The 24,344-nt window shown below is 51.8% G+C and carries 21 protein-coding genes; 17 read left to right on the forward strand and 4 right to left on the reverse strand.

Annotated features, from left to right (window positions below):
* Nucleotides 1–109 precede the first annotated feature (109 nt).
* From LKD71_RS01080 to LKD71_RS01100, 5 genes are all read left to right on the forward strand, one after another.
* Nucleotides 110–1,603: a sensor histidine kinase gene (locus LKD71_RS01080; RefSeq protein ID WP_227614017.1), complete on the forward strand. Its 1,494-nt coding sequence runs from the start codon at nucleotides 110–112 to the stop codon at nucleotides 1,601–1,603.
* Nucleotides 1,596–2,285, forward strand: a complete 690-nt coding sequence (locus LKD71_RS01085) for a response regulator transcription factor (protein WP_227614018.1) — start codon at nucleotides 1,596–1,598, stop codon at nucleotides 2,283–2,285. Before LKD71_RS01080 ends, LKD71_RS01085 begins: the two co-directional genes overlap by 8 nt.
* Nucleotides 2,286–2,422: 137 nt before the next feature.
* Nucleotides 2,423–3,382 (forward strand): serine O-acetyltransferase EpsC, encoded by a 960-nt coding sequence (gene epsC, locus LKD71_RS01090; RefSeq protein ID WP_178045542.1) that lies wholly within the window; start codon nucleotides 2,423–2,425, stop codon nucleotides 3,380–3,382.
* Between the two features lie 21 nt (nucleotides 3,383–3,403).
* On the forward strand, nucleotides 3,404–3,856 hold the full coding sequence (locus LKD71_RS01095; RefSeq protein ID WP_227614019.1) for a cytidine deaminase: 453 nt from the start codon (nucleotides 3,404–3,406) through the stop codon (nucleotides 3,854–3,856).
* A gap of 83 nt (nucleotides 3,857–3,939) precedes the next feature.
* Complete coding sequence (locus LKD71_RS01100) at nucleotides 3,940–4,380, forward strand: MarR family winged helix-turn-helix transcriptional regulator (protein ID WP_227614020.1); 441 nt, start codon at nucleotides 3,940–3,942, stop codon at nucleotides 4,378–4,380.
* Nucleotides 4,381–4,446: 66 nt separating this feature from the next.
* On the opposite strand, the gene LKD71_RS01105 is transcribed toward LKD71_RS01100, so the two are convergent.
* Complete coding sequence (locus tag LKD71_RS01105) at nucleotides 4,447–5,313, reverse strand: YitT family protein (protein ID WP_227614021.1); 867 nt, start codon at nucleotides 5,311–5,313, stop codon at nucleotides 4,447–4,449.
* Nucleotides 5,314–5,550: 237 nt separating this feature from the next.
* Between LKD71_RS01105 and LKD71_RS01110 the strand changes: the two genes are divergently transcribed.
* The 5 genes from LKD71_RS01110 to LKD71_RS01130 all read left to right on the forward strand — a co-directional run bounded on the left by LKD71_RS01110 (nucleotide 5,551) and on the right by LKD71_RS01130 (nucleotide 11,817).
* Nucleotides 5,551–6,009: a hypothetical protein gene (locus LKD71_RS01110; RefSeq protein WP_227614022.1), complete on the forward strand. Its 459-nt coding sequence runs from the start codon at nucleotides 5,551–5,553 to the stop codon at nucleotides 6,007–6,009.
* Between the two features lie 207 nt (nucleotides 6,010–6,216).
* Nucleotides 6,217–7,503 carry a PLP-dependent aminotransferase family protein gene (locus tag LKD71_RS01115; protein ID WP_178046442.1) on the forward strand — a complete coding sequence of 429 codons (1,287 nt, stop codon included), beginning with the start codon at nucleotides 6,217–6,219 and terminating at the stop codon, nucleotides 7,501–7,503.
* Nucleotides 7,504–7,706: 203 nt separating this feature from the next.
* Nucleotides 7,707–9,311 carry a L,D-transpeptidase family protein gene (locus tag LKD71_RS01120; RefSeq protein WP_178046443.1) on the forward strand — a complete coding sequence of 535 codons (1,605 nt, stop codon included), beginning with the start codon at nucleotides 7,707–7,709 and terminating at the stop codon, nucleotides 9,309–9,311.
* A gap of 78 nt (nucleotides 9,312–9,389) precedes the next feature.
* A complete protein-coding gene (locus tag LKD71_RS01125) occupies nucleotides 9,390–10,427 on the forward strand; it encodes a D-alanine--D-alanine ligase family protein (protein ID WP_227614023.1) in 1,038 nt (345 codons plus the stop codon).
* 19 nt (nucleotides 10,428–10,446) lie between these two features.
* On the forward strand, nucleotides 10,447–11,817 hold the full coding sequence (locus LKD71_RS01130) for a UDP-N-acetylmuramoyl-tripeptide--D-alanyl-D-alanine ligase (RefSeq protein WP_227614024.1): 1,371 nt from the start codon (nucleotides 10,447–10,449) through the stop codon (nucleotides 11,815–11,817).
* Nucleotides 11,818–11,876: 59 nt separating this feature from the next.
* Here the strand turns inward: LKD71_RS01130 and LKD71_RS01135 are convergent, their stop codons facing one another.
* The 3 genes from LKD71_RS01135 to LKD71_RS01145 form a co-directional block, all read right to left on the reverse strand.
* On the reverse strand, nucleotides 11,877–13,316 hold the full coding sequence (locus tag LKD71_RS01135) for a HAMP domain-containing sensor histidine kinase (RefSeq protein WP_227614025.1): 1,440 nt from the start codon (nucleotides 13,314–13,316) through the stop codon (nucleotides 11,877–11,879).
* A complete protein-coding gene (locus LKD71_RS01140) occupies nucleotides 13,309–14,001 on the reverse strand; it encodes a response regulator transcription factor (RefSeq protein ID WP_227614026.1) in 693 nt (230 codons plus the stop codon). The genes LKD71_RS01135 and LKD71_RS01140 overlap by 8 nt, the downstream gene beginning before the upstream one ends.
* A 128-nt stretch (nucleotides 14,002–14,129) precedes the next feature.
* A complete protein-coding gene (locus LKD71_RS01145; protein ID WP_178046448.1) occupies nucleotides 14,130–14,870 on the reverse strand; it encodes a lysophospholipid acyltransferase family protein in 741 nt (246 codons plus the stop codon).
* A gap of 366 nt (nucleotides 14,871–15,236) precedes the next feature.
* Here LKD71_RS01145 and LKD71_RS01150 point away from each other — a divergent pair, with 366 nt between their 5' ends.
* The 7 genes from LKD71_RS01150 to LKD71_RS01180 all read left to right on the forward strand — a co-directional run bounded on the left by LKD71_RS01150 (nucleotide 15,237) and on the right by LKD71_RS01180 (nucleotide 23,928).
* Entirely contained in the window at nucleotides 15,237–15,839 is a 603-nt protein-coding gene (locus LKD71_RS01150; protein WP_227614027.1) for an anthranilate synthase component II, read from the forward strand.
* Nucleotides 15,817–17,397, forward strand: a complete 1,581-nt coding sequence (gene pabB / locus LKD71_RS01155) for an aminodeoxychorismate synthase component I (RefSeq protein ID WP_227614028.1) — start codon at nucleotides 15,817–15,819, stop codon at nucleotides 17,395–17,397. Before LKD71_RS01150 ends, pabB begins: the two co-directional genes overlap by 23 nt.
* 5 nt (nucleotides 17,398–17,402) lie before the next feature.
* The gene (locus tag LKD71_RS01160; RefSeq protein ID WP_227614029.1) at nucleotides 17,403–18,173 is read left to right on the forward strand and encodes an aminotransferase class IV; all 771 of its coding nucleotides are present in this window, start codon (nucleotides 17,403–17,405) and stop codon (nucleotides 18,171–18,173) included.
* Nucleotides 18,174–18,266: 93 nt separating this feature from the next.
* Entirely contained in the window at nucleotides 18,267–18,680 is a 414-nt protein-coding gene (locus tag LKD71_RS01165) for a protease complex subunit PrcB family protein (protein ID WP_178046452.1), read from the forward strand.
* 88 nt (nucleotides 18,681–18,768) lie between these two features.
* The gene (locus LKD71_RS01170) at nucleotides 18,769–20,340 is read left to right on the forward strand and encodes a DUF3794 and LysM peptidoglycan-binding domain-containing protein (RefSeq protein WP_227614030.1); all 1,572 of its coding nucleotides are present in this window, start codon (nucleotides 18,769–18,771) and stop codon (nucleotides 20,338–20,340) included.
* 86 nt (nucleotides 20,341–20,426) lie between these two features.
* The gene (locus tag LKD71_RS01175) at nucleotides 20,427–21,887 is read left to right on the forward strand and encodes a glycoside hydrolase family 32 protein (RefSeq protein ID WP_227614031.1); all 1,461 of its coding nucleotides are present in this window, start codon (nucleotides 20,427–20,429) and stop codon (nucleotides 21,885–21,887) included.
* 10 nt (nucleotides 21,888–21,897) lie between these two features.
* Nucleotides 21,898–23,928, forward strand: coding sequence for an LTA synthase family protein (locus LKD71_RS01180; protein WP_227614032.1), 2,031 nt, complete (start codon nucleotides 21,898–21,900; stop codon nucleotides 23,926–23,928).
* The last annotated feature ends 416 nt before the right edge of the window (nucleotides 23,929–24,344 follow it).

The raw sequence follows: 24,344 nt of genomic DNA on the forward strand, positions 1-24,344 counted from the left end.
AGTTTTTAGAAAAATTTCATATTTCCGCCCTTTTGTTTAGATGAAATGAAAGCGGAGGTATGTTAAAATAAGCAATAAAGTGAATAACAGACTGGAAAGGGGCAGAATCATGAAGCTGAAAACAAGACTGATAACCGCTTTTTTCGTGATTGCCTGCGTTCCGCTGATACTGGCCCTGCTCGCCTTCGCCGGTTTCAGTCATATACAGGTTAATGCGCTGAAAGCGAAGCTTGGAATTACAGATATCAGTTATGAAAGTCTGGCGAATACCCTGCAGATGCTCAATGAAGCGACAGAGGACGTTTTCGATGAGATGTCGATCAAGGCGGAGGAGAATGCGGACGCCTATCTCGATACTACCTATCTCGATACGCTGAACGCGGAACTGCAGGACAAGTCCTCCTATCTGATCGTGCGAAAAGGCAAGAGCCTTTATTATTCCGGAGCCAGCGATGCGAACCTGAGGCTTTTCCGGGAGCTTCCCTCTTACGGGGCCTCCGTTTACAAGGCGGACGGAACCTACATCGCTCAGGACGTGCAGGCCTATGTGAAACAGGTAGATATGATCTTTTCCGATGGGGATCAGGGAAGTGCCTTTATCATCACCTCCGTGAGCAATACAATGCCGGAGCTGAAGAAGCTGGTGTGGGATATGCTGATTGCCATTCTGATGATCCTGGTGCTGACAGGAGCGCTTTTGTCGGCCTGGATTTACCGGGGCATCAACACTCCCCTGCAGAAGCTTCGGGAGGCCACCCAGCATATCAAGGACGGCGATCTGGATTTTGAGCTGAAGGTGGAGGGCAAGGATGAGTTCAGCGGCCTTTGCCGGGATTTCGAGGAGATGCGCCAGCGCCTTCGGGATTCCAATGCGGAAAAGGAAGCCTACGACAAGGAAAACAAAGAGCTCATCAGCAATATTTCCCATGATTTGAAGACCCCCATCACAGCCATCAAGGGCTATGTGGAGGGCATCATGGACGGCGTGGCGGATACGCCGGAGAAAATGGACAAATACATAAGGACCGTCTATAACAAAGCCAACGATATGGACCGGCTCATCAATGAGCTGACCTTTTACTCCAAGATCGACACGAACCGGATTCCCTACAATTTCGCCAAGATCAATGTTTCCGACTATTTTGACGACTGTGTGGAGGATGTGGGACTGGAGCTGGAGTCGAAAAACATTGAGCTTTCCTATTTTAATTATGTGGACAAGGGTACGCTGGTCATCGCCGATGCGGAGCAGATCAAGCGTGTCATCAACAACATCATCAGCAACTCAATCAAATATCTGGACAAGCAGAAGGGCTATATCAGCATCCGGGTGCGGGATGTGGGCGACTTCATCCAGGTGGAGATCGAGGACAACGGAAAAGGCATCGCCGCCAAGGATCTGCCGAACATTTTCGACCGTTTCTACCGGACAGATTCCTCCCGGAACTCTTCCAAAGGAGGCAGCGGCATCGGTCTTTCCATTGTAAAAAAGATCATCGAGGACCACGGCGGAAAGATCTGGGCCAACAGCAAGCTCGGAGCTGGAACTGTGATGTATTTTGTACTTAGAAAATATCAGGAGGTGCCTATAATAAATGAGTAAAATATTGATTATCGAGGATGAAGAGGCCATTGCAGACCTGGAAAAAGACTATCTGGAGCTCAGCGGCTTTGAGGTGGAGATCGAGAACCGGGGGGATGTGGGACTGAAACGTGCACTGGAGGCGGATTACGATCTCTTTATCCTGGATCTGATGCTGCCGGAGATGGATGGTTTCGAGATCTGCAAGGAGATCCGCAATCATAAAAATACGCCGATCATCATGGTTTCCGCGAAAAAAGACGACATCGACAAAATCCGTGGCCTGGGCCTCGGAGCCGACGACTATATGACAAAACCCTTCAGCCCCAGCGAGCTGGTGGCGCGAGTGAAAGCCCATATGGCCCGCTACGACCGGCTGGTAGGCAGCAACGCCCAGAAAAATGACATCATCGAGATCCGCGGCATCAAGATTGACAAGACCGCCCGCCGGGTCTGGGTAGACGGCGGGGAGAAGAACTTTACGACCAAGGAGTTCGATCTCTTAACCTTCCTTGCGGAAAATCCGAACCATGTATTTACGAAGGAAGAGCTCTTCCGGGAGATCTGGGATATGGAGTCCGTCGGAGATATCGCCACCGTCACCGTACATATCAAGAAGATCCGCGAGAAGATCGAGAAAAACACCGCCAAACCCCAGTACATCGAGACGATCTGGGGCGTGGGATATCGGTTTAAGATCTGAATAAAGCAAAAAGAAAAAGAGTTGCGAAAAGCAGCTCTTTTTCATATAATAAGAGAAGATGAAACGATGTATGCTGGATAGTTCCTATCCGGCGTTTTTTTACCCGTATAAATCAAAGAAAAGGAGTAAATCGCCCGATGAAAAAGGAAATCTTAGACCGTCCCTTAAACAGTCTGGTGGAAGGGATTCTGGACAGCTATGAGAAATATCCGCTGATCCGGAACATTGATTCTACCAACCGCATCAACCGCGCCATCGTTCTGGAGATCCTGGAGAATATCCGGAAGATCATTTTCCCGGGATATTTTGAGACCAGAAACCTCAAGCAGAATTCTCTGTCCTACCATGTGGGAGAGATCCTCGAGGACATTCACTACAACCTGACGAAACAGACCGCCCGTGCCCTGCAGCACCGGGAAGAAAATCCGCCGGCAAGCCCCGAGGCAGCCCTGGAGGAGGCCGCTTCTCTGGTAAATCAGTTCCTGGCCCGGATTCCGGCCGTCCGGGAGGTGCTGATGACCGACGTCCAGGCAGGCTACGACGGCGACCCGGCAGCCTACAATACGGATGAGATCATCCTTTCCTACCCGGGTCTCTACGCGATCTTTGTGAACCGTCTGGCTCACGAACTCTTCCTTCTCGGTGTGCCTCTGATTCCACGTATGATGACCGAGTATGCCCACGGCCTCACCGGTATAGATATCCACCCGGGCGCCACGATTGGCGAATATTTCTTCATCGACCACGGTACCGGCGTTGTAGTCGGTGAGACGACGAAAATCGGAAAAAATGTCAAGATCTACCAGGGCGTGACCCTCGGTGCGCTTTCCACCCGCGGCGGCCAGAGCCTTCGCCATACGAAGCGTCACCCGACCCTGGAGGACAATGTGACCGTTTATTCCGGAGCTTCTATCTTAGGCGGGGAGACCGTCATCGGCCAGGGCGCCGTCATTGGAAGTAACGCGTTTATCACTTCTTCCGTGCCCGCCAATATGAGGGTCAGCATTAAGAACCCGGAGCTTCAGTTTAAGGATCGTTCCGGAAAGGTTGGAGAACTTGGACAGGAAGGCTTCTTCAACCGGAAAGAGACCGACTAAAAAGAAAGGTGGAATTTTCCTATGGATAAAGCAAAATCAGTGCTCACCCCGGAACAGGCGGCAGAGCTTTTAAAGGGAGCCATGGAGGCCAGGGATCACGCCTACACCCCCTACTCCCATTTTCATGTGGGAGCGGCCCTTTTAACAAAAGAGGGAAAAGTTTATCAGGGTTGCAACATTGAGAACGCGGCTTACAGTCCCAGTGTCTGCGCGGAGCGGACCGCATTTTTCAAGGCAGTCTATGAAGGAGAGCGGAACTTTAAGGCCATCGCTATCATGGGCGGTCCGGAAACTGTCAAAGGCCCGGACTGCGACATCTGTGCCCCCTGCGGCATCTGCCGCCAGGTCATGATGGAGTTCTGTGATCCCGGGACCTTCGAGATCCTCCTCGGAACCCCCGAAAAATATGAGATTTATACCTTAAAAGAGATTTTGCCGCTGGGCTTTGGAAGTGCGAACCTGAAGAAAAAATAAATTCGGGAAAATCTCTTGACAATCCTCTAATTCGGTAATAATATTGTTTGTAACCGAACAAAAAAGAAAAGGAGGGTGATTTCATGGGGAGAGATAGAAGAGAAGTGGGTCATGAAATCCACGTCCTCAGCAATATGATCGGAAGAAAGATTGATGAAGAGAAACGTCAGCGAAATATGGGTGACGTCAGCCCGGTGCAGACCTGGGTGATCCGTTATCTCCACGATCATAAGGGGCAGGAGATCTGCCAGCGGGATCTGGAACGTGATTTCAACATCACCCGTTCTACCGTGACCGGAATCCTCCAGCTGATGGAGAAGAAGGGCTATATCGTCCGGGTCTCCGTTCCGACGGATGCCAGACTGAAGCAGATCCTTCTCACGAACCAGGGCGAGGCTCTCTACTATGAATTTCGGGATCATATCCAGACCATGGAAAAACTGCTGGTGCAGGGAATGACCGAAGAAGAGATAGACCAGTTAATCTTCCTTCTGGGAAAAATAAGAAAAAATCTGACGACATAATGATAAAAAGAGAACAGTCAGTTCCGTTTCAAGCGGAAGGGCTGTTCTTTTTTTACAGGAAACGATTCAGTTGAAGCCGCGGAAGCCTTTTCCGATGATCTCACTGCTGTTGGTGATCATCATGAAAGCGCCGGGGTCGTTCTTTTTCAGGAAATTCCGAAGCTGGACGGCCTGGCTTCGTTTCATGACTGTCAGGATGATGAATTTCTGCTGATGGGTGTAGGTGCCCTCACCCTTGAAGATCGTGGCGCTTCGGTTCAGGGCGTCGTGGATGAAATCGCAGATGGGATCCGGCTCGTCACAGACGATCGTGAAATATTTACAGAGGTTGATGTTCTCAATGACGCCGTCGATAACGAGGGATTTCGCCATCAGGCCGGTGAAAGAGAAAAGACCGGTCGTGGGGTCAAAGATGAAACAGGCGGCCACGGTGATGAGAAGATCCACCACGAAAAGGGCGGAACCGATGTTGAAGCTGGTATATTTCTTCAGGATCATGGCCAGAATATCCGTACCGCCGCCGGAAGCGCCGATGTCAAAGAGGATGGCTGCGCTCAAGGCCGGCAGGAAGATCGCGAAGATCAGCTCCAGCACAGGCTGGGTGGTCAGGGGATGGGACATCGGCAGGATCTTTTCCATGCCGCTCAAGGCCACGGACATCAGCACGCTGACATAGACGGTCTTGATGCCGAAGGATTTTCCGAGAAAAAGGAAGCCCAGCACCAAGAGAGCCATATTCAGGAGAAAGGTCCAGTTTCCGGCGCTGATGGAGGTCAGCTTCGCCAGAAGGACGGCCATACCGGAGACCCCTCCGAAGGAAAAGTTGTTTGGAAACTTGAAAACATAGATACCGATTACCATGATCAGCGTCGCCACGGTAATAATCCCGTACTCACGGACGGCACTCCACACTTTTGGATGTTGCTTGAACATAACAGTTACCCTCTCTTCTTTTGTTTTTGCACTCACTGCGTTTTATTATAATACATCTCATGGTAAAAAACCACCGTCTCCACATTTTCTTAAGAAAGAAGCCCTGTCTTCGGAAAAAGCTAAGATTTTGTTTACAGCTTGTTTACACGCCGGTGCGGACTTTGGGACTTGAAATTCAGTAAAATATAGGCAGAACGGGCAACAGACAAACAGCCTTGAAGAAAGGAGGCGTGCGTTATGATTATGGTAAGGGGACGAAGAATTTTTATGCTGAGAGCCTGCGTGATCCTCGTGCTGGCGATGGCAGTGCTTTCGAGGGCATACACTCCGAAGGAAACGTATATCAAGAGCATCCGGGAGGAATGGGGCATCATTCTTCCTGCCACAGAATGGGAAGTTTACAACGAGGCGATCGGTTCCAGCTTCGCCGGGAAGGGCGTCCGCTACCATGTATTTCGGTACCAGAATACTTCAGAGATACAGAAGGCCGTAGCCTGGCACCGGGGAAGAAATATGCTGGTGGAGCGGAAGATCGACGCACTCCTCCGGGATATGGATATCGCCAAAGGGTATGAGGTAAATTTTAACGGGGAGTACCAGTATTTTACCCTGGTGAAACGGGGCAGCACGAAGGAGCTTTTCCTTCTCTATTTCCCGGACCAGAACCGGCTGTGTGTGGTGGAGGACTACGTCTGAACTGTATGTAAAAAAAGACAGAGGATTCCGTAAAAGTTCCTCCTTATTATAAAAAACGCTGAAAATTCGTCACCATAAACACAAAAGTCTTGACGTGACTACTGTGACGTACTAAAATGACAGCTAGTGAACATGTGGAAAAGTGCGTCTGCATCGGACAGCTGTATTTTACATGGCGACACAGAAGAACGATAGAGGAGGACGAAAATGACAGCATATAAAGACCGGTCAAGAGAGGAACTGTTACAGGAAAAAGAGCTTCTGGAAGCAAAATTTCAGGAGATCAAGGGAAAAGGATTGAAACTGGATATGTCTCGCGGTAAGCCTTCCGAGGCCCAGCTGAATCTGTCTATGGGAATGATGGACGTACTGAACAGCACGACAGATTTGAGATGCTCCGTTGGCGTAGACTGCCGGAACTACGGTGTGTTGGACGGTATTCCGGAGGCAAAAGAGCTTCTGGCTGATATGACAGAGGTTTCACCGGACAATATCATCATTTACGGAAACTCCAGTCTGAACGTAATGTACGATACCGTAGCCCGTTCCATGACTCATGGCGTGTGCGGAAGCACTCCCTGGTGCAAGTTGGACGAGGTAAAATTCCTCTGTCCGGTACCTGGTTATGACCGTCATTTTGCCATCACCGAGTATTTTGGCATCAAGATGATCAACATTCCGATGACCGAGAGCGGCCCGGATATGGATCTGGTAGAGCAGTATGTCAACAACGACCCATCAGTCAAAGGAATCTGGTGTGTGCCGAAGTATTCCAACCCGCAGGGTATCACCTATTCCGATGAGACCGTGCTCCGTTTCGCCAGACTGAAACCGGCAGCAGAGGACTTCCGTATCTACTGGGACAACGCTTACGGCATCCATCACCTCTATGAGGACAAGCAGGATAACCTGATTGAGATCCTCATGGCCTGCAAGCAGGAAGGAAACCCGGATATGGTCTTCAAGTTCTGTTCCACATCCAAGGTAAGCTTCCCTGGTTCCGGTGTGGCAGCCATCGGCGCTTCCAAGAGAAATATCGACTTCATCAAACAGCAGATGACGATTCAGACCATCGGCCATGACAAGCTGAACCAGCTGCGTCATGTGCGTTTCTTCAAGGATATCCACGGCATGGTGCTTCATATGAGAAAGCACGCCGATATCTTAAGACCGAAGTTCGAGACCGTTTTAAATGGTCTGAAGAACGAGCTGGGTGGCCTGGAGATCGGTTCCTGGCTGGAGCCCCGCGGAGGATACTTCATCTCCTTTGACGCGCTTCCGGGCTGTGCGAAAGCCATCGTGGCGAAAGCAAAAGAGGCAGGCCTTGTGATGACTCCTGCAGGAGCAACCTTCCCATACGGAAAGGACCCACAGGACAGCAACATCCGTATCGCTCCTTCCTATCCGACACCGGAGGAGCTGGCTGTGGCTGTGGAGCTCTTCGTTCTCTGCGTCAAACTGGTGAGCATCGACAAGATCCTCGAAGAAAAGTAAGACTGTACAAAAAGCCCGGGTTTCCGGGCTTTTTGTTTGCTTAAGAAAATCTGAAATTTGTTACAGAGTATTTACATTTCGGGGATACATGTTAGAATAAGAAGCGTAGCATTTCCGGAAAATTGCGAGAGCTGCATAGCAGCGGAGCAATTCGTAGAGAAAAGAGGGGACTATTCTAAAGAAAAGGGGCAGAAGAAAAAAGCATGACAAGATCAGCCAGACACGCAAGAAGATCGAGGATTTTTATCCTGATTGTCAGTATCTTTTTACTGATCATGGCCGCGGCTTACCTGGCCGTGGGCGTATATTATAAAGACCGGTTTTTCCCGGGCTCCTATATTAACGGGGAGGACTGTTCGGGAATGACCGTGGATGAAGTGGAAAAAAGAATCGCCGATTCTGTGACGGACTACCAGATCACGATCACGGAGCGGGGCGGAGCGGAGGAAGTCATCGACGGTTCTGCCATTGATTTTTCCTATGTATCCACAGGAGCGGTGCAGGAGCTTCAGGAGGCGCAGAATTCCTTCAACTGGATGTACGCCTTTTTCCATCCGGAGGATCACTCCATGGTGGTGGAAACTTCCTACGACGAAAGCTTTCTGAAAATGGCCATGGACAAGCTGGAATGCTTCCAGGAAGCGAATATCACCGATCCCGAGGATGCCTATATCAAAGAGAACGGCACAAGTTACGAGCTGGTTCCGGAGGTCGAAGGAAACCGCCTGAACAAAGACAAAGTGCTGACGCTTCTCTCCGAGGCAGCCAGCCAGGGGCTCAAGAGCGTGGATCTGGAGGCGGGAGACTGCTATGAGAAGCCGTCCATCACCTCCAAGGATGAAAATCTTGTGGCCCGCTATAACACGCTGGTGAAATATTCCAAGATGACCGTGACCTATGCTTTCGGTGACAGCAGAGAGGTTCTGGATGCCTCGACAATCAAGAGCTGGATGACCGTGGCTGACAATGGAGACGTGACCTTCAGCGACGAGCGGATCAGTGACTATGTGGCAGGACTCGCGGAGAAATATGACACCTATGAAAAAGACGTGCCATTCACAACGGCCCTCGGAGAGACAATCACGGTCAACAGCTGTGATTACGGCTGGGAGCTGGATCAGGTTTCTGAGGTAGAGAAATTAAAAGAATTTCTGCTGAAAGGCGAGTCTGTGGTGAGAGAGCCGCTGTGGCTCAAGATGGGTGTCGCCAGAACCTCCAACGGCATCGGAGATACCTATGTGGAGATCGATTACACGAACCAGCGCATGTGGTTTTATAAGGATGGCCAGCTTCTGGTGGACACACTGGTCGTGACCGGAAATACCAGCAAGGATATGGGTTCCCCGGTGGGCATTTTCGCTCTCTATTATAAAGAAACCAACGCGATCTTAAAGGGTGAGGATTACAAGACTCCGGTGGATTTTTGGATGCCCTTCTACGGCGGCGTGGGAATCCATGATGCCAAGTGGCGCGGCGCGTTCGGCGGAAACCTCTACCAGAGCAGCGGTTCCCACGGCTGTATCAATACGCCCTGGGCCAATGCCAAGACGATCTATGAAAATATTGATGCAGGAACGCCCATTGTGTGCTATAATGCAGGGACGAACTTAGGTCAGGGCACGCAGGCTTACGAGCAGCCGGCGGAGACCCGGAACGTGGAGCAGGAGCTCGCCGGAACGGCGGACGCTTCCTCCGGAACCACGGATGGAACCACAGCCGGGGACAGCACAGGCAGCGACGGCACGACCTGGGACGAGAATACAGGAAGCTACGATTCCAATGGAGACGGCGTAGTGACCATCAACTGACAAAGAGAAATGACAGCCGGAGGTGTCTCACTTCCGGCTGAGTGTCTGTAAAATAGAAAGGAATTTTAGGAGGATATTATGAAGATTGTAGTTTTAGCAGGAGGAACCAGCACAGAGAGAGAGATTTCCATCGTATCAGGAACCGGAATCTGCAAGGCCTTAAGAGAGAGAGGCCATCAGGCCATCCTTGTGGACGTATATTGTGGAAATGACACTCTGGATCCGGCGACTGCTTTTGAGGGCGAGTACGACGTGGACGCCGCTGCCGCCTATATGAGAAGCTTTGACGACAAGATCAGGGAGATGCAGGCATCCGGCAAGGAGTTCTTTGGACCAAAAGTTCTGGAACTCTGCAAGGCCGCAGACGTTGTATTCTTAGGGCTTCACGGAAAGAACGGCGAGGACGGAAAAGTCCAGGCTGCCTTTGATCTTCTCGGCATCATCTACACCGGAAGCGGCTATCTCGGAAGCGCCATCGCTATGGATAAGAGCCTTTCCAAAAAACTTTTCCTGGAGAGCGGCGTTCCGACCCCGGCAGGTGCAATCCTGAAAAAAGGCGAGCCCACGAAAGAGCTCTGGGAGTACGGTCTTTCCCTTCCCTGCGTGGTGAAAGCAAGCTGCGGCGGTTCCAGCGTCGGCGTTTACATTGTCAATACTCAGGAAGAGTATGAGACCGCCCTTGCGGAAGCCTTCACCTACGACGATGTAGTGGTTCTGGAGCAGTACATCAAAGGCCGTGAGTTCTCCGTCGGCGTTGTGGACGGTGTGGCTTACCCGATCATCGAGATCGCTCCGATCCACGGCTTCTACGATTACAAGAACAAATATCAGGCAGGAAGCACCATCGAAACCTGCCCGGCAGAGCTTTCCGAGACCGACACCGCCAAAATGCAGGAATATGCCGTGAGAGCTTTCCATGCCCTTCAGTTGGAGAATTACGCCCGCATGGACTTCATGATGAATGAGGACCACAGCATGTACTGCCTGGAGGCAAACACCCTTCCGGGCATGACACCCACCAGCCTTCTTCCCCAGGAAGCAGCGGTTCTGGGCATGAATTTCGGTGAGCTCTGCGAGAAACTCATCGAGGTATCCTTAAGAGTGAGACGTCAGTAAAAGACAGGAGGAAAAATCCATGAAAAACATGACCCTTGCCAACATCGCTGCTGCCTGCGGCGGAACCTATCACGGAAACGAAGAAGATCAGAACAAAGAAGTCCTCTCCATCACCACAGACAGCCGGAAGGCAGAGCCGGGCTGTCTCTTCATCGCCATCCGGGGCGAGAGAGTGGACGGCCACGATTTCGTGGACAGTGTTTTTGAAAAAGACGCCCTCTGCGTGCTGTCCGAGCAGGAGCTTCCGGAGGCGAAAGGAAACTACATTCTCACGGAATCCACCCTGCAGGCCATCAAGGACATTGCGGAGTTTTACCGCCAGCAGCTCTCTGCCAAGGTGGTGGGCATCACCGGAAGCGTGGGAAAGACCAGCACGAAAGAGATGATCGCCTCTGTTCTCTCCGAGAAATACAGGGTCTTAAAGACCCTCGGAAACTTTAACAATGAACTGGGCCTGCCCCTCACGGTCTTCCGCCTGACAGAGGAGGACGAGATCGCCGTTCTCGAGATGGGAATCAGCGATTTTGGCGAGATGCACCGTCTGAGTAAAATCGCGAGACCGGACATCTGTGTCATGACAAACATCGGCCAGTGCCATCTGGAGTTTCTCCATGACCGGGACGGCATCCTCCGGGCGAAATCAGAGATCTTCGATTTCATCGCTGAGGATGGAAAAATTGTCCTGAACGGCGACGATGACAAGCTTTCCACGCTTCATGAGGTGAAGGGAATTGCACCCACTTTCTTCGGTTTGGAATCCGGAAGAGAGATCTGTGCCGATGAGCTGGTCTCCAAAGGCCTCAGAGGCACCGTTTGCCAGATTCATACACCCCAGGGCAATATCTCAGTCCATGTGCCCCTTCCGGGCCGCCATATGGTCATGAACGCCCTTGCAGGCACCGCAGTGGGCCTGGAGCTTGGTCTTTCTCTCGAAGAGATCAAGCGCGGCATTGAGAAAGTCGAGGCTCTGAACGGCCGTTTCCATATGATCGAGCACAACGGCATGCTCATCGTGGACGACTGCTACAACGCAAGCCCCGTGGCCATGATGGCCTCCCTCGATATCCTCATGGATGCAGAGGGCAGAAAGGTTGCGATCCTCGGCGATATGTTTGAGCTGGGCGAAAACGAGCTGGAGCTTCATGCAGGCGTCGGCGCCCATGCCTCCCAGAACGCGATCGATCTTCTGATCTGCGTCGGCGAGCGGAGCCGTCACATGGCCGAGGCTGCCTTTGAGGGAGGCGGCTGCGGCGAAGTCCTCTCGATCCCGACTCTCGACGCTCTCCTTAAGACCCTTCCGAAGCTCGTTCAGACCGGAGATACGATCCTCGTGAAAGCCTCCCACGCGATGCACTTTGAGAAAGTCGTGGAGAAGCTTCAGACCTTATAAGACAAATGGAAAAAATCCACGGACCTGCGGGATAAAAACTGCAGATCCGTGGACTTTTTTTATACAACGGGATTTTTCGGAAAGCACATCCAAAATTCAACTCCGGCTTCCCGGTTCAGCGCGCCGCAGGAACCCTGGTGATGGTTCATGATATCTTTGACAATGTAAAGCCCCATGCCGATCTCCGTGGAGCCATTCTTCCGTTTTTCGCCGCTCTGATAGAAACCGGTCCAGACCTTGGTAAGTTCTGCCTCCGGAAGCCGGGGACCGTCGTTGTATACCGAGAGGTAGAAACTGTCCTCCGTGGAAGAGAGGCTTAGGCGTACGGAACGACCGGGCTTCGTGTAGCGGGTGGCGTTCATCATATAGTTGTTGACGGCCTGCTCGATCTGCTGGGGATCAAGATAAGCCATGCAGTCCTCCTCAATGAAAGCGGTGAACCGGATTTTGAGGGAGGCGAGCCAGCTCTCATACTTGGGCTTCAGGTCGAGAAGAAGGTCCGAGAGGCTGGTCCAGCGAAGGGAAGCCTGCTGGATTTTGTTTTCCATCCTGGAATTTTGCAAAATCGAGCTGATAAGGCGGCTCATCTTGTCCGTCTCCTCCAGGATCGAAGTGAAATAGTAGTCCTTTTTCGTCTCGTCGTATTCGTACTGGAGGAGTTCCACCTGGCTGGAAATGATGGCGAGGGGCGTTTTCAGCTCATGGGTGATGTTGCTCACGAGCTTTTTCCTCATATCTTCAAACTCAGCCATATCCCGGTTCTGCCGAAGCAAAAGATAGTTGTAGTTATTCAGGTCGTTGATATTCTGCTGGATCTTGTCCTCCATGAGGTTGATCTCCGAGGAAAGTTCTCCAAGCTCGTTGAGGCGGCTCTGCTCGGGAAGGTGTTTGGAGAAGTCGTTATTCATCATGCGCTGGATAAGCTGACGGATTTGGGCCAGAGGCCTGGTGATCCACTCCGAAAGCAACAGGGCAAAGATCGTTCCTGAGAAAATCGCAAGAAGGAGGAGATCCCCCAGAATCTGTCTGGCATAACGGATGCCGCTGTGAAGCGTTCTGGTGTTTTCATGGATTAGAACGTAAAAAGTACCGTCATCCTGGCTGATAAGGCCGCGAAGAGAGATAGGCTGACCGGTCAGCTCGGGAAAATAGCCGGCCTCCGCTTTTTCCGTGTAAGAGTCCGCTTTTTTCCGGATCTGGTCCTGAAGCATGGAACCGTTGGACTTCGCATTGGAGCTGTAGAGCGTCTGGAAAGCAGCGTCACAGATGATGACTGTGTAGGAGGACTCTGCCAGAGGAAGAAAGGTTTCCTCATCTTCGTTGCCAAGCTCACTGAGATCCAGTGTCTCAATAAACGCATAGGCCTCGTTGATCTGGTGCTTTTTTCGGGAGATATAATAGTTGTCCGCGAAAAGGCTGTAAAAAAGCAGAATCCCGCCCAGAAGAAGGACGAGAAAAAGGTCGATAAAGAGAACGATCTCGGCGCGAAGTTTATTCATGGTCCGTCACCTCAAAGCGATAGCCCACGCCGTAGATGGACTGGATATAAGGGCAGGAATCGGGAAGTTTTTTCCGAAGCTGCTTCACAAGGGTATCCACGGTGCGGATATCTCCCTGATAGTCGAAGCCCCAGACCGCGTCGAGAATGACCTCCCGGGTCAGCACGAGATCCCGGTTCTGAACGAAATAGAGGAGAAGAGCAAATTCCTTCGGGGTGAGATTTAAGGGAACCTCATCCGCGAAGGCCCGCTGGGAAGCCTGCTCAAGACGAAGCTTCCCGGCCTCGATTTCGCCTGCAGCCGCCCGGTTGTTTCTCTTTAGAAGCACGTCCATGTGTGCCTTGAGAACCCGGAGACGGAAGGGCTTGGTGATATAATTGTCTGCCCCGTTGGTGAGGCCGGTGAGCTGGTCCTCCTCGGATTCTCTGGCGGTGAGCATGATAATGGGCACGTCGGAGTACTGGCGGATGGTCTTTAAGACCTCGAAACCGTCCATCCCCGGCAGCATGCCGTCCAGAAGGATCAGATCGATGAGATGATTGTTCGCATAATATAAGGTAAGCGCCTGTTCTCCGTCGACAGCGGTAAGCACGGCAAAATGATTGGCTGTAAGAAAGTCCTCGAGGGTCTGCCGGAGTTTCTCATCGTCCTCCACGATCAGAATGAGATTTCTTGTGTTTTTCATAAAAACCTCCCTTTCCCCGAAATAAAAAAACGAGCTTTTCGGCTCGTTTTTTATGACAGGATTCTTGCCCGTAAAAAGAGCACTCTTGTCTACAGTATACTTGAAAAGTTTGACATAAATGTGTCGGATCAGAGCAGTTTCTGATTGCGTGTCACCATTTCCGTGAGCTGTTTCTCACAGTAGGCGCCCAGAAATTTCCGTTCCTCTTTGGAAAGCTCCTTCGGATAGATGGGCTTGCTGTATTCCAGTACCACATGGGTGGAGCGGATGAAGGGAAAATGGTCCTCCAGGATGGCGGACGTGTTGTTCATGCTCATGAGGATGATGGGACAGCCGGTCTTCTCAGCCATCTTGAAGCTTCCTTCCTTGAAGGGGAGAAGCTTGGTCTCGTCGTCGCCTTTGTTTCGGGTGCCCTCCGGGAAAATACACATCGAAATGCCGTTTTTGATCTGCTCAATGCCGGTGAGGATGGTCTTTAAGCCTTCCTTGATATCGGTGCGGTTCAGGAAGAGGCAGTAGAGGCGCTCCATCCAGACGGAGAGAAGGGGAACCTTCTTCATGCTGTCTTTGGCCACATAGCCGGTGAGCCGGGGACAGCGGGCATAGGTGATGACAATGTCAAAAAAGCTCCGGTGGTTTCCGATGTAGAGCACCGGGATATCTTTCGGGACATTCTCCTCACCGATGACAGTGACCTTCGTTCCCGCAAGCCACTGGATCAGCCGGAACATAAACTGAACGATATGAAGAGAGCTTTCATCACGAAGCTTCGGGTTTTTCTTGCCGATAAGCCATTCCACAATGAGAATCGGGATGGAGAGAATCAGAAAAGCCACCACCGCGAACAGGACAAGGATCAAACGAATCATGTTTCCTCCGTTTCTGTGCGGAATCCGCCGCACAAAGTAATATGGTAACTATTCAGAGCCAAGCAGATTTTCAGTCAAAAGCGTGAGTCATGCTTGCATGAACGAACACTTTTGACTGGAAATCTATTTGGCGAGAAGCCACAACGAGATGAAGCGAAGCGAAATCGAGGTGCGGCTCTGAATAGTTACAAAATATGCTATCCTATCCAGTATACCTTATGAGCAAGCGGGATTCAAGGGAAAGAATGAAAGGTTGACAGCAAAAGCCAAAACAGGTATTCTAAGGAAAGATTCCAGTTACGGACCTTCTTGAAGGATAAACGACTCGGAAAAAACTGCGTTTAGCCAGAAAAGGAGGATAAGTCTATGTATTTTATGCTGGACAATTATGATTCGTTTGTATACAACCTGTCCGCTTATGTGAAAGAGCTGGGACGGGAAATCCTGGTAAAAAGGGCCGACCAGATCACGGTGGCAGAGGTGGAGGCCATGAACCCCGAGGGGATTATCATTTCCCCGGGTCCGGGAAAGCCCTCCGAGGCCCATCTCTCCCACGCGCTTCTGGACCGGTTCGCCGGTGAAATCCCTATTTTAGGTGTCTGCCTGGGCCATCAGGTCATTGTGGAGAAATACGACGGCCGGGTGGAAAAGGGAGCCCGCCCCATGCACGGAAAAGTGACACCGATCATCAATACGGGAGAGGGAATCTTTCGGGGACTGCCGGAGAAATTCTCTGTGACCAGGTATCATTCCCTGGTGGCGAAGGGAGAACTTCCTTCCTGCCTCAAAGTGACGGCCCGCTCGGAGGACGGGGACGTTATGGCGGTGGAGCATACGGGCTTTCCTGTATACGGTGTACAATTCCATCCGGAGGCGGTACTCAGCGAGTATGGCCACGAACTTCTGGAAAATTTTGTGAAGATCGCAGAGGAATGGAGGGAAGAGCATGCAGTTACTAAGAGCGCTTGAAACCTATATTCCCCTGGCAGAGATCTTTGCCTGCGGGCGTTTTTATGAAAAAGAAGACACGGCCTTCCTTGATTCCTCCCTGGAAAATGAGCTGGGGCGCTATTCGATCCTGGGCTTAAAGCCTTATCTCAAGCTGGTGAAAGGGGAAAAATTCACCGTCAATGGCGTGGAAAGTGAAATCGGCTTCGAGGAGTATGTGCGGACTTATTTAAAAGAACACCGGCAGGAGAATCCAACGGAATTACCGTTGACGGCGGGAGCCATCGGCTATTTTTCCTATGAATATGGCAGAAAAAAAGAGGACGTGAAAACACGGCACAAGAACGGCGTGGATATGCCGGATGCGGTGCTTGTGTTTTATGATGTGTTTCTCATTGAGGATACAAGGGAGAAGGTCTTGTATACAGTAGCCAATGGGGAGAGTGTGGAACCGGAGAAGGCGCTGGCGGAGGTGGAAGAGCTGGTGAGAGGGGCAGCCGGGCTGGCTGGTGATAATGCTGGCTGTGTGATAGAAAACGTTAATACGGGCGAAGCTTTCAGATTGCGCGAAAATCAGATTGTAGTTGAAAAGTCTGGTTCTAGAGAGGATTCGACTTTAGCTGACCTGGTATGTGATGAAACTGACAGTATGGCAGATCCGAAACAGGCTCATGCGGTGTCTGGGAATGCTTATGCCGACAGTGAGAATAGAGGCGATGGATTAGTTGAGGAAACACCTATACCTCACGTCTCCCACCCGCACCTCAAAATCACCCCGGATTTCACCCACGAGGACTACAAAGGTGCCATCGACCGGATGATCCAGTACATCATCGAGGGCGACATCTACATCGCCAACATGACCCGCCAGCTGGCGATCGAGAGCCCAAAAGCTCCCTATGAAGTTTTCAGAACTCTCCGGAAAAACAACCCCTCCCCTTTCGGCGGCTTCTTCAACTACGGCAATTTCCAGGTGGTGGCGGCCTCACCGGAGCGTTTTCTGAAGGTAAAGGACCATCACATTGTCACCCGGCCCATCAAGGGCACGAGAAAACGGGGCGAGACACCGGAGGAGGACGCTCTTCTCCGGGCAGAGCTCGAGGCCTCGGAGAAAGACAAGAGCGAGCTTCTGATGATCGTGGATCTGGAGCGGAACGACCTCAACCGGGTTTCCGTGCCGGGCTCCGTGAAGGTGACAGAGCTCTTCGCTGTGGAAGAGTATGCCACCGTCTTCCACCTCATCTCCAACGTGGAGGGAGATTTAAAGCCGGAGCTCACGGTGATGGATCTCATCGAGGCGGCTTTCCCGGGCGGTTCCATCACCGGCGCGCCTAAGCTTCGGGCCATGGAGATCATTGATGAGCTTGAGCACAGCAGCAGAAACCTGTATACAGGATCCATGGGTTATCTCTCCCTCTCCGGGGACTGTGACCTCAATATCGTGATCCGGACCGCGGTCTACCAGGACGGCGTTTATCACCTGGGCGTGGGCGGCGGCATTACCTGTGAATCGGACCTGGAATTTGAATATGAAGAGACCCTGCAGAAGGCGAAAGCCCTTCTTCAGGCCATGGAGTGATGACAATGGAGGAAAACAAGACTTTTACTCCGGATGAGGGCTACTTTTTCGGCCTGGGCTTTTTTGAGACCATCGCTGTGGAGAAGGGAGAGCCCCTTCTTCTGGACTGGCATCTGGAAAGATTGGTGGATTCTTGTCGCCTTTTGGGGATAACTTTTCCCTGCAGCGCCGAAAATGTGGAAAAAATTCTCTCTGAAAAAGACTGCCCGGAAAAAGGCGTGCTGAAGATCGTGGCCTCCTCGGAGAATATCCTTTTTCTCACGAGAGAGAACCACTATGGCCCGGCGGACTATGAGAAAGGCTTCCGCCTGGCCTATTCCAAAGTCCGGAGAAACGAGACCTCGCCCCTCACCTACCGGAAATCCCTGAACTACGGGGACTGTATTCTGGAGAAAAGGGCGGTTCGTGGTACGGAAATCCAGGAGCCGATTTTCCTGAATACCAGAGGGGAGATCGCTGAGGGCGCCACCTCCAATATCTTTTTTGTGAAGGATGGAATTCTGTATACACCGGAAGTGGACTCCGGCCTCCTGCCAGGAATTCTGCGCCGCTGGGTGCTGGAAAACGCTGAAAAAGAGGGAAAACCGGTGGTGGAACGGCGGATCCTGCCCGAGGATGTGAAGGATTTCGAGGAATGTTTCGTGACCAATTCCCTCATGGGCATCATGCCGGTGACGGCGCTGGGAGAAGTGGAATTTCAGAGCCGGAAGGTGACAGAAAGCTGGATGGCGAAGTACGAGGATTTTGTATACAAAGCCGCTTACAAGCGAGAGTAGCTTTTGAGCAGACCTCGGAGCTGTCTCTCTGGCGCATAGAATCTCCCCCATCCGCATACTCTGAAAAGAAAACAAGACAAGGCGGTTTTTTGATTGAAAAAATGGCTTACCTGGCTTTTTACCTTAAGCTTAGGCCTGACACTCCTTCTGGCGGGCTGTACACTGACGGAGAAAAAGGAGATTACCGGCGAGCCCCTGGATTTCACGGTGGTACCGGCGGAGGATGTTCCGGATGAGCTGAAGACGATCCTCGAGGCCAACAAGGAATCCGAGATGATGATCAGCTACCGGATCGGCGATTATCTTTACATCATTCGCGGTTACGGGAAGCAGGAGACCGGGGGCTGCAGCATCGCCGTGGATCAGCTGATCCTTGCGGAGGACGGCATTCATTTTTCTTCCACCCTCATGGGACCGGATGCGGGAGAAGAGATCCCGAAAGAACCCTCCTGTCCTTATGTGGTGGTCAAACTTCCCTGGCTTGAACAGGAAGTGTTTTTCGACTGAGGTCATAGGAAAAACCTTTTCTGCATAAACTGTAACGGTTTCCGGAGAGCATTTTCCGGAGCACGTTAGATGCAGGGGAGGTTTTTTTGTGGAACTTTTGAAGAAAAACATTCATATGAGCCGCCGGAAGGCGTACGGGGAGAACCGGATGACCCTCTCGGAGGATTTCAACATTCCCGACAAAAAGCCGGATGCCGCGGGGCTGATCCAGAAGCGGGGCGAGGTGAAGCTGGAGGAGGTACGGACCACGGAAGGCCAGGTGCAGCTTTCCGGAACTCTGGAGGTACATATCCTGTATGTGTCCGAAGGAGATGAGCGGAGGCTCTGTCGGATCCAGGCGGAATTTCCCTTTGAAGAAAAATTACTGCTTCCCGGGGCGGCGGCCGGCGACAGTGTGGATGTGCGGCAGGAGCTGGAGGATCTCAAAGTAAGGCTTATCAATTCTAGGAAATTCAGTGTGCAGGCCCTGATTTCCTTTGAGGCGGAGCTGGAAGAGCTCTACGATGTGCAGGCGGGAGTCGAGCTTCACGGGGAAGCCTCGATCAGCACGAGAAGCACGCGGGTGACGCCCATTTCCCTGGCAGTCCGGAACAAAGACATCATCCGGGTGAAGGAGGAACTTTCCCTTCCATCCAGCAAGCCCAACATCGGCGAGATTCTGTGGGACAGCGTGGAGCTTCGGGGCGCGGATGTGCGGGTTCAGGAAGGGTCTCTGGATATCAGGGGCGAACTTTTCCTCTTCCTTCTCTATGAGGCGGACGGGGAGAAAAAGTCCCGGGAGTGGATGGAGGCTTCGCTTCCCTTCCAGCAGAGTCTGGAGTGCTCCGGCGCGAGTCCGAGGCAGCTTCCGGATGTGGAGGTTTCGCTTCTGAGCGTTCATCTGGAGGCTGTTCCCGACTACGACGGGGAAGAGCGGAACATCCAGGCGGAGGCGGTCCTGAACGTTAACATCCGCCTCTACGAGGAAGACACGGTGGAGATTTTAAAAGATGTCTACACCCCGGAAAAGGAGCTGCTTCCGGTCTGCCGGGAGGAGGCCTACGAGAGCTTGGCCATCCGAAATTTCTCCAAATGCCGGGCAGTTGACCGGATCCGGATGAATCCGGAGGCCCCGCGGATGCTTCAGTTCTGCCACAGTAAGGGGGAGGTCCGGATTGATGAAGCCTGGATGACGGATCAGGGCATCCAGGTGGAGGGAGCCGTGGAGGTCTCGATTCTCTATGTGACTTCCGACGACAGTATGCCCTTCGCGGTCATGGAAGGAGATGTGCCTTTTTCTCATCTGATCGAGGTGGAAAACGCCGGAGGAAACTGTCGCTTCAGCCTCCACGCCGGTCTGGAACAGCTCTCCGCCGCCATGATCGACAGCGAGGAGATCGAGGTGAAGGCCGGGGTCAGTCTCAATGCTTTCGTGGCCCGGGAGGAGAAGGGCTTTTTCCTGACAGACGTTCAGGAAAAAGAGCTGGATCTCGCCAGAATCCAGGAAATGCCGGGTATTGTGGGGTATCTTGTCCAGGAGGGCGACACGCTCTGGGACATCGCGCGCTCCTGCCTCACGACGCCGGAAAAAATCCGTGAGTGGAACCATCTGGAGACAGAGGAAGCCATGCCGGGAACCCGTCTCATCATTCTGAAAAATATCCCTGTTCAGAGGTCTTGACTCTGAGAAGAACTTCCATTATATTGGTATCAATGGGCGGCGCGTCCGGTAAGGAGGCGCTGCCGTTTGTGTGGAGGAAAAGGCATATGAGTACATTATTAGAGAAGGCGAGACAACAGGAAAAACGTGCCCTGGAGAAAGCAAAGGAGGGCGGTGTTCCCCGGCCGGCGGTTCATTTTACGAATCCCGTGGGCTGGATGAACGATCCCAACGGTTTTTCCGATTATAAAGGAGAGCATCATCTCTTTTTCCAGTATTACCCCTACGAAACCCGGTGGAACAGCATGCACTGGGGTCATGCGAAGAGCAGCGATTTTCTCCATTGGGAGTATCTGCCCGCAGCCATGGCTCCGGATCAGGACTATGACGATTTCGGCGTTTTCTCCGGAAGCGCCATTGTAAAAGACGGAAAGCAGTATCTGCTCTACACGGGCGTGAAAATTATCGGCGGCGAGGAACATCAGACCCAGTGCCTGGCTGTGGGAGACGGCCTGAATTACGAGAAAGCTCCGGAAAATCCGGTGATTCCGGCCTCCCTTCTGCCGGAAGGCTACGATCAGAGGAATTTCAGAGACCCCAAGGTCTGGAAGGACGGAAATCTTTACTATGTGATTGTCGGCTGCTGTGCGGAGGAAAACGGCGGAGAGGCAGCTCTTTTCAGCTCCGTGGATCTTAGGAACTGGAAGTTCGAGACGATTCTGGACAAGAGTTACGGGAAGCTCGGCATCATGTGGGAGTGCCCGGATTTCTTCCCGCTGGGAGATAAGTGGATTCTGACAGTTTCTCCCATTGGAATGGAGGCGGAAGGCCTGGAATTTCACCCGGGAAATAACTGCATTGTCCTCACCGGGACCTATGATCCGAAAACAATGAAGTTTGAACGGGAGACAGCCAGAAGCCTTGATTACGGTCTGGATTTCTACGCGCCCCAGACCATGGAAACGGCGGATGGCCGAAGAGTTATCATCGGTTGGATGCAGTCCTGCGAGAAGGCTTTCCTGCCGGAGGGCTTCCCCTGGTGCGGCATCTTAAGCATCCCGAGAGAGCTGTTTCTGGAAAATGGCCGTCTCTGCCAGCGCCCGGTACGGGAACTGGAAAATTACCTGAAGGAAAAAGCCGTGTATACAGACGTTTCCATCGGGAAAAAACAGGCGCTGACCTGTATACAGGGCAGAATGATCGATCTTTCTGTCACGGTAAAGGGAAAAGCTTACGATAAATGGACGCTTTACCTGGCGGCGGGAGAGAAGCATTACAGTACGATCACCTACGACCGGAAAGCGGAGGTTCTTACTTTTGACCGGACTTACTCCGGCGTTCACTGGAATATCGTCCACAACCGGAGTATGGCGGTGAAAGCGGAGGAGGAACTTTCTCTTCGGATTCTGATGGACCGTTATACGGTGGAGATTTTTGCTGAGGGCGGAGCGAAGGTCTTTTCAGCCCTCATCTATACGGAAAACGAGGCGGAAGGCATCTTCTTTGAAAGCGACGGCGAGGCCGTCATGGATGTGACTGCCAAAGAGATTGTTTTGGAGGAAAAATAAGATACCTGTTATGAAAAAATTACATAAAAAGTTGCCTTTTAAAAAGGTGCGTCTGCCGGAAAATCCGGCGATCCTGCTTCCGCTCCATGCGGTGGTGACAGTGCTGGTCGTCGAGAGCATCTGCCGCCATTCCCTGATCGCCGGGATTCTGTTCCTTTTTCAGCACCCCTACTCCTTTCTGGTCAATGCGCTGATCGTGGGCTGTAGCTATTCCCTGGCTCTGCTGTTTAGGAAACAGAAGAGCCTTCTGGTTCTGTTTACGCTTTTCTGGCTGACTCTGGGAATCATCAACGGTGTGATCCTGATCTTCCGGGTGACGCCTTTTACCAGCAGCGATCTTCTGCTCCTGAAGGATGGCGTAAACGTGGCCTCGAAATATTTAAGCCTTCTGGTCCTGGCTGCCCTGGTGGCCCTTCTGGTACTGGTCATCGTCGTGCTGGCGGTGCTGGCTTTCCGTATTCCGGCGGTGAAAAAAAGACCGAAACTTCCGTATTCCGTGACGGCGATTCTCTGCACCTTCCTGGCTGCCTGGGGACTCATTTTTGTCGGACAGAAGACGGAGCTTCTGGAGACGAAATTCCGGGAACTTTCCCAGTCCTATAAGAGAAATGGTTTCCTTTACTGCTTTGGCGCCAGCCTCATCGACGTGGGCATCAGCCGGCCGGAGGAGTATTCCACCGAGGCCATCGAGGGGCTGACGGACGAAGCTCTGGGAGACGGGGAAGTGTTTGATTCCAACCGGCCGAATATTGTGGTCGTTCAGCTGGAATCCTTCTTCGATGTGAACCGTTTGAAAGACCTTGAATTTTCCGAAAATCCCCTGCCGAATTTCACGCAGCTTTCCGAGAGATGCGCTTCCGGTTTCTTAAGTGTACCGGTCATCGGCGCGGGAACCGTAAACTCAGAGTTTGAGATGCTCACCGGCATGAACATCGATGATTTTGGCATCGGCGAGTACCCCTACAAAACGGTTTTGAAGGAAAAAACCTGCGAATCTCTGGCCTACAACCTGAAATCCTACGGTTACAAAGCCTATGCGATCCACGACCATGAGGGAAGCTTTTATGAGCGGAATCTGGTTTACCCGAATCTGGGCTTTGACGTGTTTGATTCTGTGGAGTATATGTGGCCCGAGGATTACACTGCGATGGAATGCTCCAAGGATTCCGTGCTGACAGGTGAGATTGAGAAGGCCTTAAGCGCCACAGCGGAAAAAGATTTCGTTTTCGCGGTTGCTGTGCAGTCTCATGGAAGTTATCCTTCCGAGCCGGATGTCGAATACGAGCATCATGTGACTGCCACCAGCAGTGTGATAGAGGACGAGAATTATCTGAACCAGATCAATTATTACGCGAATCAGATCTACGAAGTGGACCAGTTTGTGGGAGATCTCTGGAACATGCTCCGGAAACGGCGGGAGCCCACGATCCTCATTATGTACGGGGATCACTGCCCGAGCCTGGATCTTACCGATGATATGCTGAAATCCGGAACGATCTATGACACCTGCTATTTCATCTGGAACAACACGGGCCTCACTTTTGACGGCGGAGACCGGGAGGCCTATGAGGTGGGGGCTGAGGTGCTTTCCGCTCTCGGCATCACGGACGGAGTTGTGAACGCCTATCACCAGAACGGCCAGAAGCAGATGGCGGAGGGGAGTCTGACAGAAGAAGATTACCTGGCAAAATTAAAGGAGCTGGAGTATGACATTCTCTACGGAGATCAGATCTGCTATGGCGGCGAGAATCCCTATTACCCCTCAAATATGACGATGGGCCTGTCGCCGGTGCAGCTGGATGCTGTGAACGTGACCTACGACCATGTCATGAAGGTTCGGGGCGAAAACTTCACGCGCTACAGTGTGGTCCATATGGGAGATGAAAAAATGGACACCCTTTACCTGGATCCTGAGACTCTGGTGGTTCCCGAGGCGGCACCAGAGGACGGCACCCTGATTACGGTTTCTCAGGCAGAACTGAGCACGACGGTACCGTACCGGTATGTGGCGGCTTCTGAGGAAACAGAGGAAAAGAAATAAGGCAAAAAAGTGACTTTCGAAGCGAAAAGGCTTTCGGAAGTCATTTTTTTGAAAAATCTTTCGTTTTTGGACCGAAAAATGTCATTTTCTTGGAGATGAAAGTCTTGAATTTGTCTGGTGTATCATATAGAATATAATGATATGAGTGTCAAAAGGTCTTTTGACACTCATTTGATACCCGGATTGCTACGCTGCTACGCAGCTTCCGCAATCCTCCAAATATTCGAAATCCGTTGATTTACTGCGTAAATCGCTACTTTCTCATATTTGGCGTGTCCCAAGTTCAAAAGCCTTATCGTGCAAGCACGAACAGCTTTTTGACCTTTTGACACTGGTATCATATGATGTTGGGGTCAAAAGGTCTTTTGCCCCCAACTGATGCCTACGAATTGCTCCGCTGCAAAGCAGCTCCCGCA

This window comes from Fusicatenibacter faecihominis (assembly GCF_020686945.1).
GTDB lineage: Bacteria > Bacillota > Clostridia > Lachnospirales > Lachnospiraceae > Limivivens > Limivivens faecihominis.

Bases quoted from the DNA above. Each gene is read 5' to 3' on its own strand.
- LKD71_RS01080 (WP_227614017.1), top strand. From the start codon at position 110: ATGAAGCTGAAAACAAGACTGATAACCGCTTTTTTCGTGATTGCCTGC.
- LKD71_RS01085 (WP_227614018.1), top strand. From the start codon at position 1,596: ATGAGTAAAATATTGATTATCGAGGATGAAGAGGCCATTGCAGACCTG.
- epsC (WP_178045542.1), top strand. From the start codon at position 2,423: ATGAAAAAGGAAATCTTAGACCGTCCCTTAAACAGTCTGGTGGAAGGG.
- LKD71_RS01095 (WP_227614019.1), top strand. From the start codon at position 3,404: ATGGATAAAGCAAAATCAGTGCTCACCCCGGAACAGGCGGCAGAGCTT.
- LKD71_RS01100 (WP_227614020.1), top strand. From the start codon at position 3,940: ATGGGGAGAGATAGAAGAGAAGTGGGTCATGAAATCCACGTCCTCAGC.
- LKD71_RS01105 (WP_227614021.1), bottom strand. From the start codon at position 5,313: ATGTTCAAGCAACATCCAAAAGTGTGGAGTGCCGTCCGTGAGTACGGG.
- LKD71_RS01110 (WP_227614022.1), top strand. From the start codon at position 5,551: ATGATTATGGTAAGGGGACGAAGAATTTTTATGCTGAGAGCCTGCGTG.
- LKD71_RS01115 (WP_178046442.1), top strand. From the start codon at position 6,217: ATGACAGCATATAAAGACCGGTCAAGAGAGGAACTGTTACAGGAAAAA.
- LKD71_RS01120 (WP_178046443.1), top strand. From the start codon at position 7,707: ATGACAAGATCAGCCAGACACGCAAGAAGATCGAGGATTTTTATCCTG.
- LKD71_RS01125 (WP_227614023.1), top strand. From the start codon at position 9,390: ATGAAGATTGTAGTTTTAGCAGGAGGAACCAGCACAGAGAGAGAGATT.
- LKD71_RS01130 (WP_227614024.1), top strand. From the start codon at position 10,447: ATGAAAAACATGACCCTTGCCAACATCGCTGCTGCCTGCGGCGGAACC.
- LKD71_RS01135 (WP_227614025.1), bottom strand. From the start codon at position 13,316: ATGAATAAACTTCGCGCCGAGATCGTTCTCTTTATCGACCTTTTTCTC.
- LKD71_RS01140 (WP_227614026.1), bottom strand. From the start codon at position 14,001: ATGAAAAACACAAGAAATCTCATTCTGATCGTGGAGGACGATGAGAAA.
- LKD71_RS01145 (WP_178046448.1), bottom strand. From the start codon at position 14,870: ATGATTCGTTTGATCCTTGTCCTGTTCGCGGTGGTGGCTTTTCTGATT.
- LKD71_RS01150 (WP_227614027.1), top strand. From the start codon at position 15,237: ATGTATTTTATGCTGGACAATTATGATTCGTTTGTATACAACCTGTCC.
- pabB (WP_227614028.1), top strand. From the start codon at position 15,817: ATGCAGTTACTAAGAGCGCTTGAAACCTATATTCCCCTGGCAGAGATC.
- LKD71_RS01160 (WP_227614029.1), top strand. From the start codon at position 17,403: ATGGAGGAAAACAAGACTTTTACTCCGGATGAGGGCTACTTTTTCGGC.
- LKD71_RS01175 (WP_227614031.1), top strand. From the start codon at position 20,427: ATGAGTACATTATTAGAGAAGGCGAGACAACAGGAAAAACGTGCCCTG.
- LKD71_RS01180 (WP_227614032.1), top strand. From the start codon at position 21,898: ATGAAAAAATTACATAAAAAGTTGCCTTTTAAAAAGGTGCGTCTGCCG.